Here is a 13,211-nt window from a genome sequence, read left to right as displayed (position 1 = left end):
ATGATGAATGATTTTTTAGAAGCACAAGAACTTTTAAAAAATATTTCCAAAGATCAAAGCACCTATGAAACCAATGAAGCCCTAAAGACTATCAAAAGATATAACGAAGAGCTTTATTTGCAAACTCTTAAATCTTTTGATACTTACACACTTGCAAATGTAGCTACTATAACACCTGAACATATCTTAGAAGATATTTTAGAACACTTAAGTATTATAAAGATTGCAAAAGCGGTAGAAGAGCTTGAAAGTGATGATGCAACAGACTTAATTAAGCGTTTTGAAGAGCTAAATCCACAAAAAACTTTAGCCATTTTAAACCGCTTAAGCTCAGAAGATAAAGAAGAAATTTTACGCCTTAAAAATTATGATGAAAATACTGCTGGTGCTTATATGCAAACAGAAATTTTCACAGCTTCTATTGATGAGAGTATAGAAAAAGCTATTAAAAGATATAGAATTTTAAAACATTCAGGACAAGTAGATCAAATTTTTCAAGTTTATATCATAGATAATCAAGGAAAGCTTTGCAATGCTATCAACCTAAGCGATCTTTTGCTTTGGGATTTTAAACTAAGTTTTGCAGATATTATTAAAAACAATAATGAAAGATATAAAAGCTATAGCATAAAAGATCATGAAGACATACAAAAGGCTATTGATATAGTGGAAGATTATGATTTAAGTGTTTTAGCAGTTGTAAATGATGATGGAGTGCTTTTAGGTAGAATTACCTATGATGATATCCATGATTTAATCCAAGAAAATGCAACAGAACAAATTTATAACTTAGCCGGAGTTGATGCAGATGTTGAGGAAGAAAGTGCTTTTAAAGCGGCTAAAGCTAGAGCTTTTTGGCTTATGATTAATCTTACTACTTCATTAATCTCAGCTAATATCATTAGCCTTTTTTCAGGTGAAATAGAACAACTTGTAGCCCTAGCAGTACTTATGCCTATCGTAGCTTCCATGGGAGGCAATACAGGCTCACAAGCTTTAGCAGTAACAGTTAGAAAGCTCTCACTCAATGAAGTAGAATTTAAAGATGCTAAAAAAGTTATATTAAGAGAGAGTGGAATTTCTTTACTCAATGGATTTATATTTGCTAGTATTATGAGCATTATAGCTTTCATATGGTTTAAAACAGCTCTTTTGGGACTTGTTATAGCCTTATCAATGCTAATTAATCTAGCCTTAGCCGGTTTTGTAGGTTCTTTTGTACCTCTAACTTTGAAAAAATTTAAAATCGATCCTGCGGTAGGATCAAGTGTAGTGATTACTGCGATTACTGATGGTTTGGGATTTTTTAGCTTCTTACTTTTAGCAAAAATGATTTTATTATAAAAAAGGGAAATTATGTCAAGCATTACATATAAAGGTCAAATTATAGAACTTGCAGGAATTGAATTAGAAGTTGGAGATAATGCTCCAAGGGTAGTTCTAAGAACCAAAAATCTTGCCCCAGTAGAAATAGCACCACCTGGGAAAACTCAAATTTTATTAACTCTACCCAGCTTAGATACACCAGTATGTTCAAAACAAGCCAAAGAAACCAATAAAAGACTAGCTTCTATGAAAAATATTGAAGTTATTATTGTTAGTATGGATTTACCTTTTGCTATGGATCGTTTTTGTGCTACCGAAGGAATTGATAATATTATAACCGCAAGTGATTTTGCCTTTAAAGATTTTGGCATAAACTATGGGGTATTAATAAATGATAGTATATTTGCAGGATTGCTAGCAAGAGCAGCTTTTGTAATTAAAGATGGAAAAATAGTATACAAACAGCTTGTAAAAGAGCTGATGGGAAAAATCGATTTTAAAGATTTAGAACTTTTTATGCATAGAAATTATGGTTACCCTTTGAATTAACCTTCAAAGTTTGTAACCACAAAATCTTCTTTTGGAGCTTCAATAAAGCACGATTTTTCTTTCAAAAAAAGCAAATCCACATGCCCTACAGGGCCATTTCTATTTTTACCTATAATGAGCTCAGCCTTTTCTTGCACAGGATTTGGCATAAATTTTCTCTCATAAGTCTTGCCTTCATTTTTGGCTTTATTTTCTCTTTCTTTTTCTTCTTGCTCTCTATAAACTTCATCTCTATATACAAATAAAATCGTATCTGCATCTTGTTCTATAGCACCACTTTCTCTTAAATCACTAAGCATAGGACGCTTGTTTGCTCTACTTTCTAATGAACGATTTAATTGCGAAAGTGCCACTACTGGCATATTTAATTCTCTTGCTAAAAGCTTTAAACCTCTTGAAATTTCACTCACTTGCAAATGCCTATCATTAAAAGCTGAATTACTCATCATAAGACCGATGTAATCAACTACGCAAAGCTCGATACTCTCATCTTGAGCTTTAATTTTGCGTAAAATCGAACGAATATCAGCTATACTAGCATAACCGCTATCATAAATATAAAGATTTTTTTGTGCATATTCATTACAAGCATCACCCACCCTACTCCACTCATCATCATTTAAATCTGCGATTAGAATTTTTTGCAAAGGAATGGAAGTTTTTGCACTGATTAATCTTTGCATGATTTGTGTAGCAGGCATTTCTAGTGAAAACATTACAACGCCTTTATTTTGTCTTAGTGTTTTTTCTATAAAATTTAAACAAATTGTAGTTTTTCCCATACCAGGGCGTGCAGCGATGATTACAAGATCGCCAGGTTTAAAGCCTTTTGTCATTTTATTAAGCTCACTAAAGCCTGTATCAAGTCCCAAAATATCTTTGTTTTCAGCTTCTTTTTGCTTTTTAAACTCATCCATAAGCTCAGACATAACCATAGTCATATCTTTAATACTATTACTATTTACACGGTTGGTGAGATTAAAAATCTCTTTGCCTATTTCATCTGAAATTTGAGAAATGCTTTTATCTTCATTTACCCTTGTAGGTATAGTATAAGCAAAATTTAAAAGTTGGCGTCTAATAGACTTTTCTCTTAGCTCATAAGCATATTTACTCACATCTGCTATAGAAGTAGTGGCTAAAACTTCAGCTAAAATTTGCTCATCTATTTTTTTATGTTTTCTTATAAAACTTGCACTTATAGGCTCGCCTGCATTCACACAAGCTAAAATAGCTTTATAAATATCTTGATGAGCTTTGAGTGAAAAATCATTAATCTCAATATCTGAAGAAATACTAAAAAAAGAATCTTCACTATATATACAAGAACTTAAAATCGCCCTTTCAAGATCTAAATCAAAATGCTCATTATTTTGACTCATATTCACTCCAAATTATAAATTTGCAAATAAATCAGTTGATAAATACCGCTCGGCTGTATCATTTAACATAGTCAAGACTTTTTTATTTGGATTTTCTAAAGCAATTTTTCTAGCCATATATACATTTGCCCCGCTTGAAATTCCTGCCATTATGCCGTTTTTACCAAGCTCTAAGGCTGTATTTATAGCATCTTCATTGCTTACACAAACTATCTCATCTATGATTTTTTGATTTAAAATTTTAGGGATAAAATTTGCACCTATACCTTGAATTTTATGGCTTGCAGCGGTATTTTGGCTCAAAAGTGGTGAAGATGCAGGTTCTAAAGCTATGATTTTGATATTAGGATTGTGTTCTTTTAAAATTTCTCCTACCCCACTAATAGTTCCGCCTGTGCCAAAACCTGCTAAAAAAATACCAAGATCAGGTAAAACTTTTAAAATTTCTAAAGCGGTATTTTTTCTATGTGCGTTTTTGTTGTTGATATTTTCAAATTGACTTACCATAAACGAATTTGGAATTTCACTCAAAAGCTCATTAGCTCTATCAAGCGCTCCTTGCATACCTTTGCTTGCCTGAGTAAGCTCTAACTTTGCACCAAAAAAACTCATCATTTTTCTACGCTCAATACTCATAGACTCAGGCATAGCTATAATAAGTTTAAGCTTTAAGCTTGCACAAATCATTGCTAAAGCTATGCCGGTATTTCCACTTGTAGCTTCTATAATGGTTGTTTCTTGATTGATCTTACCTTCACTTAAAGCTTGTTTTATCATCTCTACAGCCGCTCTATCTTTTATAGAATGACTTGGATTAAAATACTCACATTTAGCATAAAGATTTGGAGCAAATTCTTTTAAAGAAACAATCGGGGTATTACCTATACAATCTAAGATATTCTTATAAATTGACATTGTTTTCCTTCTAATTTTTTAAAACAATATCAAAAGAAAATTAATACTTAATCTATGAAGAAAAACGCAAAAGTTAGAAACTTTTGCGCAAAGAATTATTTTTTAGCTTTTTTAGCAGTTTTAGCAGCAGCAACTGCGTCTTTAAGGTTTTTACCTACTTTAAATTTAGCAACTTTAGTAGCAGGTACTTTGATAGTAGCACCAGTGCTTGGTACTCTAGCTTCTCTAGCAGCTCTTTCAGCTACAGAAAATGTACCAAAACCGATAAAGCTAATGCTATCACCTTTAGCTAATACATCAGTAATAGTAGCGATTACTGCATCAGTAGCTGCAGTTGCATCTTTTTTAGTTAGCCCAGCAGTTTGAGCAACTTGAGAAATAAAATCTGCTTTAGTCATAAAAAGCTCCTTGATTAAAAATGATTGTTAAGTTTAACACATTTATCAAGCTTTTGCAAGAGGTTTAAACCCAAATCACAAAGAAAAATATGCTAAAAAAATGTTTTTGCTAAATTTATTACCACTTCAGGCTTTAAATCTTTCATACATTTATGATGTTTTAAAGGGCAAACCTTTTGCATACAAGGCATGCAAGCTAAATTTAAATGTGCTATTTTAGCATTTTCTTGCCAAGGCGAGGTTTGACTAAATTTAGTCGAGCCAAAAACAGCCACCGTTTTCACCCCATAAGCTGCGCCTATGTGCATAGGACCACTGTCGTTTGTGATGAGCAAATCAAGCATAGAAATATTTTTACATAAAGTATAAATACTAGTTTTGCCACAAAGATTTTTTGATTTGATACCTTCTTTTAGAAAAAAATACTCAATTTCATCACAAATTTCTCTCTCACTTTCCACTCCAAAGATTAAAATTTGATGGGTGGAGCTAAATTCTTTTGCTACCCTTGCAAAATAGCTCGCTTCCCATCTTTTAGCACTTCCAAAATGCGCACCTGGGTTTATACCTAAAATTTTTTGAGTTGATTTTGCTTTTATAGGGAGTTTTAAAACATTTGAAGTTGCTTTAAAATTTAAGGCTTTTTCTATGAAATTTAAGTATTTTAAGACTTGATGTTCTTCTTTTAGAATATTTTTATCAAAATAAAATCTTTTCTTTGCTTTGATTAGATTTAAAATAATCTTGCTTGAAAATGCCGAACGAAACGAAAAAGCTAGATCAAATTTACCAAGACTTTTTCTAGCTTGTAAAATTTGCTTATATCTTTGCTTTTTATTTTCTACTAAAATTTGAGCATTTTCAAAGCGTTTAAAAAGCTCTGTACTTACAAAAGAACCATAAAAAGTAAATTTGGCTTGGGGATATTTTTCTTTTATAGCATAAATAGCCGCACTAGCCATTACTGCATCGCCAAGCCAAGTGGGAAGATTGATAAAAATATTCATGATTTTCCTTAAAAATAAAAGCTATAATTATATCAAAAAATAAAGAGTTAACATGAGTCAAATTTCCATCATACTGCCAACTTATAATGTGGAAAAATATATAGCTAGAGCGTTAGAAAGTTGTATTAACCAAACTTTTAAAGATATAGAAATTATTGTAGTAGATGATTGTGGAAGTGATAAAAGTATAAATATAGCTAAAGAATATGCTAGTAAAGATGATAGAATAAAGATCATACATAATGAAGAGAATTTAGGAACCTTTGCTAGTAGAAATATAGGCGTATTAAATTCAAGTTCACCCTATATAATGTTTTTAGATCCTGATGATTATTTAGAGCTTAATGCTTGTGAGCTTGGGCTTGAAAAAATTAAAAATGTAGATATGGTAGTGTTTGATGCATATGTACATAGAGTGAAATTTAAGAAATTTTATAGATTTAAACAAGATGAGCTTTTTAATAAAGATGATTTTTTGGAATTTTTACTTAAGCAAAAACATTTTTGCTGGAGTGTTTGGGCAAAAGTATATAGGAAAAATTTGATTTTAAAAAGCTTTGAATATGTTGATTTCAAAGAAAGGCTTTGCTATGGGGAGGATGTGCTTTTTAACTATATAAATTTTATGATTAGTGAAAGTTTTTTTATATTACAAGAATGTATATACCGCTATGAATTTAATGAAAATGGTAGATATGAAAACAAAAATAAAGAAATTTTATGGCAAAATTACGAGCACAAAAAGCAAAGTTTAAAATGCATTAAAAAATTAGCTAATATTTTTCCACATAAGCATTTTAATGAAAAAATATTAGAAATCTTAGAGAAAGAAATTTTAGGGCTAAAGAATAGGGTAATTTATCTATCTTGAATACTTCTTAGAAAAATATTTTTTTATAGCACTCGGTGTCTTTAAAATATCATACACAAATTTTACAAAACTATTGGATAATAAATACATTCTTTTATATCTCTTTATAGCTTTTTCACTTGGAAGTAATTTATTTTTAATAGCTTCTTGCGGTTTAGCTATAGGTTTATATATATTATTGTTTATACCTTTTGCCAAAGGAATAAAATTATTAATAGGGCTTTTTGGGCATATAGAATAAATTTTTACATTATATTTTTTCTGCAAAAAATTAATAATTTCAATATCTTTGTTTTTATGATGTATAACAGTCTCTTTTAAGTCCATTTTATAATTGCTATAAAAATGAGAATTTCCTTGTTCATAAAAATCCATCCCTGCTAGGTAAATTTCTTTATAACCACTAGCAACAGCACAACAAATTGCATAAGTGCCTGTTAACATTTCCACTCGTTCAAAATTATAACAAACATCAAAATCTATAGCGGCGCTAAGATATTTTAGCTTTGAAAAGTAAGTATCATATCCATTAGTAGCCATAGGAAAAAAATATTTAAAATTTTCTCTTAAAACCTCTTCTTTCCTATCTTGAAAATTATACATCTTGCATACTATATCTTCACACTCATAATCTCCATTTTGTATAAGCTTTTGCATCATATAATATTGTTCAAAAAATTCCCGTGCAATAAAAAAACATGCTTTTATCTTTTTACCTAGGTAATACTTATCCTCTAAATAAAAATGATTACATCTAAATACATCATAATCATCAGGTAGTAAAGAATAGTCAATTTCTTTTACACTAGGTCCATTTCCCGCTACGACAACGGCATTTTTCATTTTAATCCTAAATTATTGAAATTTTATTAACTTAAAAATTATATATTATTCCGTAATAAAATACAAGTTAATTTTACTTTACTACAAGAGAAAATATGAAGCAAGAAGTTAGTAGTTTTTGGTATACACCCAAAGGTTATAAAGGCATAGGATTAATGGAATTTTTGTCTATAAAGTCTTTTATGGATAATGGTTATAAATTTATTCTTTATACTTACAATCTTGACAATAAAATTTTTAGAAAACTAGATGAATTATTTGATGATTTTGAATTAAAAGATGCAAATGAAATAGTTCCTTTTGAAAACTATTTTAGTGATGATAGAGGAGCAGGTGTAGCAGCTTTTAGTGATTATTTTAGATTTAATATGTTACATAAACAAGGTGGAGTATGGGTGGATCTTGATATGGTTTGTTTAAACTATATAAATTTAAATCAAGAATATATCTTTACACAAGAAGTAGATAAAGATGACACAAAACCAAGAATCACAACTTCTTTTTTAAAATTTCCAAAAAACAGCGAATTTGGTAAAAATCTAATAATGCAAGCTGAAAAAATAATAAATAATCAAAAATTAATCAAATGGGGAATTATAGGACCTAATTTCTTGGCAAAGGAAGTTAGTAAATATAATTTAGAAAATTATATTTGGGATTATAAAAAAACTTGTCAAGTATCGCACCTACAAAGTAAAAAATTCATAAAAGAACTACATTTAGATGAAAGTCAGCCTTTTTTACATTTATTTTCAGAAATGTGGAGAATATATAATTTAAATAAAAATTATTTTTATAAGAAAGGAATTTATGGGAAATTATTAAAAAAACATAAAATAGAAGACTTGATAGAAAAACTTGATTATCAACCTTCATTTAAAGATAAATATTATTTTTTATCTGTTATATATCCTACTATTAAATATTATATTTGTCACCCAAAAAGAATATTCAAGAAAATATAAAATGGGTCAAATTTCCATCATACTGCCAACTTATAATGTAGAAAAATATATAGCCAGAGCATTAGAAAGTTGTACTAACCAAACTTTTAAAGATATAGAAATCATTGTAGTAGATGATGTTGGTAATGATAAAAGTATAGATATAGCTAAAGAATATGCTAGCAAAGATAATAGAATAAAAATCATACATAATGAAGAAAACTTAGGAACTTTTGCTAGTAGAAATATAGGTGTATTAAATTCAAGCTCACCCTATATAATGTTTTTAGATCCTGATGATTATTTGGAGCTTAATGCTTGTGAAGAATGTATAAATGCTTTAAACAAGGAAAAAAACATTGATTTAATATGGTTTAACTTTCTATACGACAAACAAGGGATTATCAGTAAAGACAATTTTTTAAAAGACAAATTTTATACTATATCTGAATATTGCCAACTTATATTAAAACAAAAAAAGAACATATGCTATTGGAATCTTTGTTCAAAATTAATAAAAAAACAAATCTATTTAAATGCACTATTATACTTAGAAAGTCAAAACCAAACAAAATTAACAATGGCAGAAGATGCTTTAGTCTTTTTTTTCATTATATTAAATTGCAAAACAGTAACTACTGGCTCAAAAAATATATATTATTATTTTCAAAACTGCAAAAGTTCAATTAATACAAAAGATGTAATGATAATTCAAAAAAATTTAATAGACGAACAAAAAGTAATTAAATTTTTACAATCTTTTTTGAAAAACAACAAAAACAATATAGATAAAAATATTTACAATCTTTTAAAAAAATTAATTACCGATTTGATTATAAATAAACTGCATAGGGAAATAAAAAAAGCTAAATTAAAATTTAATTATATACCTTACAAATGTAGAAAAACATATAACAAAACCATAATAAAATATTATACATTTTTACAATTTTTTAACCAAGCATTTTAGTTAAATAATCTATATAATATATAACTTATTTCCAATCTAAGACAAAAATAGAATTTATATTTTAATTATTTTATGTTTTAATACAATTAAAAAATTGCGTATTTTATATTTTATTTTTAAAATTCTATAAGGTTGCAATATTTGTAATTTCTCTTTAATATACAAAGGATCTTTATCAAATTTTTTAATTTTAAATGCATTTTTGACATAAAAATACAAAATAGTATCTTTCAACAATGAAGAAATTTTTTTATCATGATAATTTTCTATAAATTGCACTAATTCTAAGCTAGTTTGCACCCAACTAGCGCATTTAAAATACTCTTTTGCTAAAGTTGCATTCTCTTCAAATGCAATAAATATATCTTTAAAATATGGAAGTATATTATCTTTAGTGATTTTTTTATCTTGATTTGTCAAAGAATTTGCTCGAATTCTATAATAATAAAATATTTTAGGATAAATATAAATGCTTTTAGCCTGAGAAAAAAGCAAAATTCCAAACAAATGATCCTCAGCAAAGATATAATCTTTAAATTTTATTTTTTTATCTTTTAGATAATTAAAATTTATTACACCAAAACATGCAAAAGCAAAATCTTTCATAGGGCTTTTTGCTAAACACTTAACCCATGTATAAGAATCGATTTTGCATTCTTGTTTTATATTTATTTTTTCTAGTCTAGTATACTGTCTCCACTCATTGTTATTAATTTCGTGATATTCAATCATATCAAACCACACCACATCTACCCCATCCATTCTAGGTATACATTCTTCTATGCAGTTTAATTCCCAATAATCATCAGAATCTAAAAAGATAATATAATCTATAATAGGATAAGTAAAGCTAGTTAAATCTTGTTCATCATTAAAAGCTTTATAGCTTTTATATACAGTATATATTTCATAAGGATTATTACCTTCTATATTAAATTCTATTAAAGAATTTTCTTTTATAGTTTGAGTTTTATTTTTGAGTTTATATTCTCCACTAAAATATTCTATACCTACATTTCTTGCACTACTTAAACCACCATTTTTTTTATTAAAAAGAGTTATTCTTTTATCTTTTAGAGTATATTCTTTTGCAATATTAAGTGAGTTTTCATCTGTACTACCATCATTTACTAGTATGATTTCTAAGTTAGTGTAAGTTTGATTGATTACACTATCTAAACATTCTTTTAGATATTTTTCTACATTGTATATGGGGATTACTACGCCTACTTTTTTCATGCTTTATCTCCAAGTTATTTTTTTATTTTTTTAAGTTTTAAGATGAAACATTAAATTATTTAAAAAACTTTTTTACTTTTTGCCAAAACTTCCAAATATCATAAGGAATTCTTGTCTCAACATATGGTATAATAATAGGTAATTTTTCCTTTAAATTTAAAGGATCTTTTTTAAATTTTTTAATCATCAAAGCTTTTTTTACATAAAAAGATAAAAAAGTCTCTTTTATAGCCAATGCATTTTCACTCTTTTGATCTTTAAAAAAATCTATTAATTCTAAAGCTGTTATCATTCTACTTGCTGATTTTAAATAGTTTTTTGCCTCTTTAGCATTTTCACCAAAAAATTCATATAAATCTTTAAAGTACTCTGATACATTTGCTTTTGTAATTTTTTTATCGTGATTGGATATACTATTAGATCTTAAAATACAAATATATAATGGTTTAGGCAAAATACAAATAGACTTAGCACAAGCAAATAAAACCATACCAAAATGTATATCCTCATTGATGACATAATTAATAAACTTTAATTTTATAGACCTTAAAAAGTCAAAATCTATCATCCCCATAACACCAAAAGAAATATCTCTCATACCAACGTCTTCTGCTCTTTGCGCATATTCTTTTGGACTAATAATACATTCATCATTGTAAGAAAATTTTTGAAATCTCGTTTCTTTACCTTTATCTTTAATCCCATCTTCATAAATACATTTATAATCAAATAACAATACATCTACATTTTGCATTCTCGCAACGCACTCTTCTATGCAGTTTAACTCCCAATAATTATCAGAATCTAAAAAGATAATATAATCAATCTTTGGAATTTCTAATTTATCATCAATTAAAGTATTTTTGTACTTATAAATTTTATAAATATTTTGTGGATTATCGCCAATAATCTTAAAAACATTTAATTCATTTTCTTTTTTAATATATTGTATTTCATATTCACCATAAAAATATTCTATACCTACATTTCTTGCACTACTTAAACCACCATTTTTTTTATTAAAAAGAGTTATTCTTTTATCTTTTAGAGTATATTCTTTTGCAATATTAAGTGAGTTTTCATCTGTACTACCATCATTTACTAGTATGATTTCTAAGTTAGTGTAAGTTTGATTGATTACACTATCTAAACATTCTTTTAGATATTTTTCTACATTGTATATGGGGATTACTACGCCTACTTTTTTCATGCTTTATCTCCAAGTTATTTTTTTATTTTTTATAGTTTCAAGATAAATTTGGTGATTGATTTCAAGCATATTTTTGCTGTTTTCTTCATGGTAAATATGATAAGCTAGAGCATTAAATTTAAGCCTTTTAAATGCTCCGTCATTAAATAAAAATCTAGCTACAAACTCACTATCTTCCCTACCCCAGCCTATAAATTTTTCATTAAATCCCTCAATGGCTTCAAAATCACTTTTATAAAAGCTCATATTACAACCTCTTATACCTTTAACGAGTTGTGATTTTTTAAAAAATTTCTTAGTTAGTCTTGAAAATTTATATATACATTTGGCTAAAAAAATATTTCTTTGATTTTTAAAACCCTTTTTATTAAATGCTAAACTAAAATCTTTTTTGCTTAAAAGTTCTTTGCTTTCTCTTTCATTTAAAATCACTCTAGAACATTGCAAAAATACTTTTTTTTGTGCAAATTTCAAATGATCATTAATGAAGTTTTTTTCTAAAATCATATCTCCATCTATGACGATTATATATTCGCTTTTAGAAGTTTTAATAGCTTTATTTCTAATCTCACTTAGTCTAAACCCCTCATCTTCTTGCCAAATATGCTCTAACTTACAAGGAAAATCTTTTTGATAAGTTTGTATAAGTTTAGCCGTATCTTCCCTGCTTCCATCATCAGCTATTAAAACCTCATCTGGTAAAGGCTCTAAGTTTTTAACACTATCAAGCACCAAAGCAAGCCTTTCTTTTTGATTATAGGTTGTGATGATTAAAGCACAAGTTTTTGGCTTTTGCTTTTTAAGTTCATACAATTTCATATATTTAAAAAAAGCTCCAAGGCCATTGCAAGTACTTATGATAAAGCCTTTATAGCCATAAAAAATTCCCTTTTTTAAAACATAATTTCTAAAAAAAGTCCAAATTCCTCTTAGCAATGCCTTGCAAACACTACTTTCTTTGTGTAAATTTTGCAAAGCCCAAAGCTTGGAGTATTTTTGAAGCTTATCTAACAAACTATCGATATCTTCAAAAGCAAAATGCCTCAAACCATTTTGCAACTTAATCTTTTTGCTATCTTCATGTAAAATCAAACTCTCATGTACCAAATTTTCATTAAAATTAGTATAGGTTTTATTAAACACCCGCATTACATGATCGGGCCACCACCCACAAGCTTTAATCCACTCTCCATTGTATAAATTTTCTCTTGGTAAGGCTATGATATCTTCTTTATTAGGCTCAATTTTCCTTAACTCTTGTAAAAATTCTTTCTTAGCAAGTTCATCTGCGTCAATATTAAAAATCCAATCATTACTAGCATAACTTATGGCTAAATTTTTCAAAGGTCCAAAACCTATAAATTTATGCTGATAAATCTTGATATTTTTATAGTTTTTACTAAATTCATAAGCAATTTTCAAAGTATCATCATTGCTATCATTTTCTATCAAAACTATCTCGCCAAATTCTTGCAAAGATTCCAAGCAAGCTTTTAAGGTTTTTTGAGCATTTTTAACAATCATTATCACACTAATTTGCTTTAAATCCATTTTAAA

The 13,211-nt window shown here is 27.8% G+C and carries 13 protein-coding genes; 5 read left to right on the top strand and 8 right to left on the bottom strand.

What is annotated here, in order from left to right:
• Together mgtE and tpx are read left to right on the top strand one after the other, a co-directional pair.
• Positions 1-1,344 (top strand): magnesium transporter, encoded by a 1,344-nt coding sequence (mgtE, locus tag L8X24_RS02410; RefSeq protein ID WP_263663450.1) that lies wholly within the window; start codon positions 1-3, stop codon positions 1,342-1,344.
• 12 nt (positions 1,345-1,356) lie between these two features.
• Entirely contained in the window at positions 1,357-1,875 is a 519-nt protein-coding gene (tpx, locus tag L8X24_RS02405) for a thiol peroxidase (RefSeq protein ID WP_263663449.1), read from the top strand.
• Here tpx and L8X24_RS02400 read toward each other — a convergent pair.
• The 4 genes from L8X24_RS02400 to waaF form a co-directional block, all read right to left on the bottom strand.
• Positions 1,872-3,257 carry a replicative DNA helicase gene (locus L8X24_RS02400; RefSeq protein ID WP_039618998.1) on the bottom strand — a complete coding sequence of 462 codons (1,386 nt, stop codon included), beginning with the start codon at positions 3,255-3,257 and terminating at the stop codon, positions 1,872-1,874. The genes tpx and L8X24_RS02400 overlap by 4 nt on opposite strands.
• A 12-nt stretch (positions 3,258-3,269) precedes the next feature.
• Positions 3,270-4,172 (bottom strand): cysteine synthase A, encoded by a 903-nt coding sequence (gene cysK, locus L8X24_RS02395; protein ID WP_263663448.1) that lies wholly within the window; start codon positions 4,170-4,172, stop codon positions 3,270-3,272.
• Between the two features lie 95 nt (positions 4,173-4,267).
• On the bottom strand, positions 4,268-4,570 hold the full coding sequence (locus L8X24_RS02390; protein ID WP_039619003.1) for an HU family DNA-binding protein: 303 nt from the start codon (positions 4,568-4,570) through the stop codon (positions 4,268-4,270).
• A gap of 92 nt (positions 4,571-4,662) precedes the next feature.
• On the bottom strand, positions 4,663-5,577 hold the full coding sequence (waaF, locus tag L8X24_RS02385) for a lipopolysaccharide heptosyltransferase II (RefSeq protein ID WP_263663447.1): 915 nt from the start codon (positions 5,575-5,577) through the stop codon (positions 4,663-4,665).
• A 52-nt stretch (positions 5,578-5,629) separates the two neighbouring features.
• Here waaF and L8X24_RS02380 point away from each other — a divergent pair, with 52 nt between their 5' ends.
• The gene (locus L8X24_RS02380) at positions 5,630-6,448 is read left to right on the top strand and encodes a glycosyltransferase family 2 protein (RefSeq protein ID WP_263663446.1); all 819 of its coding nucleotides are present in this window, start codon (positions 5,630-5,632) and stop codon (positions 6,446-6,448) included.
• Here L8X24_RS02380 and L8X24_RS02375 read toward each other — a convergent pair.
• Positions 6,440-7,291 carry an alpha-2,3-sialyltransferase gene (locus tag L8X24_RS02375; protein ID WP_263663445.1) on the bottom strand — a complete coding sequence of 284 codons (852 nt, stop codon included), beginning with the start codon at positions 7,289-7,291 and terminating at the stop codon, positions 6,440-6,442. The two genes, L8X24_RS02380 and L8X24_RS02375, sit on opposite strands and share 9 nt — an antisense overlap.
• 95 nt (positions 7,292-7,386) lie before the next feature.
• On the opposite strand from L8X24_RS02375, the gene L8X24_RS02370 reads away from it, so the two are divergent.
• Together L8X24_RS02370 and L8X24_RS07955 are read left to right on the top strand one after the other, a co-directional pair.
• On the top strand, positions 7,387-8,256 hold the full coding sequence (locus L8X24_RS02370; RefSeq protein WP_263663444.1) for a glycosyltransferase: 870 nt from the start codon (positions 7,387-7,389) through the stop codon (positions 8,254-8,256).
• Between the two features lies 1 nt (position 8,257).
• Positions 8,258-9,205, top strand: a complete 948-nt coding sequence (locus tag L8X24_RS07955) for a glycosyltransferase family 2 protein (RefSeq protein ID WP_318529556.1) — start codon at positions 8,258-8,260, stop codon at positions 9,203-9,205.
• 54 nt (positions 9,206-9,259) lie between these two features.
• Here L8X24_RS07955 and L8X24_RS02360 read toward each other — a convergent pair whose 3' ends face one another.
• Genes L8X24_RS02360 through L8X24_RS02350 form a run of 3 tightly spaced genes read right to left on the bottom strand, consistent with a single transcriptional unit; the run spans position 9,260 to position 13,205 of the window.
• Entirely contained in the window at positions 9,260-10,444 is a 1,185-nt protein-coding gene (locus tag L8X24_RS02360; protein WP_263663443.1) for a glycosyltransferase family 2 protein, read from the bottom strand.
• A 55-nt stretch (positions 10,445-10,499) separates the two neighbouring features.
• Positions 10,500-11,654 (bottom strand): glycosyltransferase family 2 protein, encoded by a 1,155-nt coding sequence (locus L8X24_RS02355; protein WP_263663442.1) that lies wholly within the window; start codon positions 11,652-11,654, stop codon positions 10,500-10,502.
• Between the two features lie 3 nt (positions 11,655-11,657).
• Positions 11,658-13,205: a glycosyltransferase family 2 protein gene (locus tag L8X24_RS02350; protein WP_263663441.1), complete on the bottom strand. Its 1,548-nt coding sequence runs from the start codon at positions 13,203-13,205 to the stop codon at positions 11,658-11,660.
• Positions 13,206-13,211: the final 6 nt, after the last annotated feature.

The organism is Campylobacter sp. CNRCH_2015_0814 (genome assembly GCF_025772765.1).
Taxonomy (GTDB): domain Bacteria; phylum Campylobacterota; class Campylobacteria; order Campylobacterales; family Campylobacteraceae; genus Campylobacter_D.
The sequence above is the reverse complement of the archived record's forward strand: the minus strand, read 5'-3'. Positions and strand labels throughout refer to the sequence as shown.

What these genes read in the sequence shown, in the direction of transcription:
- L8X24_RS02375 (WP_263663445.1), bottom strand. Translation starts at nt 7,291, where the DNA reads ATGAAAAATGCCGTTGTCGTAGCGGGAAATGGACCTAGTGTAAAAGAA.
- L8X24_RS02400 (WP_039618998.1), bottom strand. Translation starts at nt 3,257, where the DNA reads ATGAGTCAAAATAATGAGCATTTTGATTTAGATCTTGAAAGGGCGATT.
- L8X24_RS02390 (WP_039619003.1), bottom strand. Translation starts at nt 4,570, where the DNA reads ATGACTAAAGCAGATTTTATTTCTCAAGTTGCTCAAACTGCTGGGCTA.
- L8X24_RS02350 (WP_263663441.1), bottom strand. Translation starts at nt 13,205, where the DNA reads ATGGATTTAAAGCAAATTAGTGTGATAATGATTGTTAAAAATGCTCAA.
- L8X24_RS02380 (WP_263663446.1), top strand. Translation starts at nt 5,630, where the DNA reads ATGAGTCAAATTTCCATCATACTGCCAACTTATAATGTGGAAAAATAT.
- L8X24_RS07955 (WP_318529556.1), top strand. Translation starts at nt 8,258, where the DNA reads ATGGGTCAAATTTCCATCATACTGCCAACTTATAATGTAGAAAAATAT.
- mgtE (WP_263663450.1), top strand. Translation starts at nt 1, where the DNA reads ATGATGAATGATTTTTTAGAAGCACAAGAACTTTTAAAAAATATTTCC.
- L8X24_RS02370 (WP_263663444.1), top strand. Translation starts at nt 7,387, where the DNA reads ATGAAGCAAGAAGTTAGTAGTTTTTGGTATACACCCAAAGGTTATAAA.
- L8X24_RS02360 (WP_263663443.1), bottom strand. Translation starts at nt 10,444, where the DNA reads ATGAAAAAAGTAGGCGTAGTAATCCCCATATACAATGTAGAAAAATAT.
- L8X24_RS02355 (WP_263663442.1), bottom strand. Translation starts at nt 11,654, where the DNA reads ATGAAAAAAGTAGGCGTAGTAATCCCCATATACAATGTAGAAAAATAT.
- tpx (WP_263663449.1), top strand. Translation starts at nt 1,357, where the DNA reads ATGTCAAGCATTACATATAAAGGTCAAATTATAGAACTTGCAGGAATT.
- cysK (WP_263663448.1), bottom strand. Translation starts at nt 4,172, where the DNA reads ATGTCAATTTATAAGAATATCTTAGATTGTATAGGTAATACCCCGATT.
- waaF (WP_263663447.1), bottom strand. Translation starts at nt 5,577, where the DNA reads ATGAATATTTTTATCAATCTTCCCACTTGGCTTGGCGATGCAGTAATG.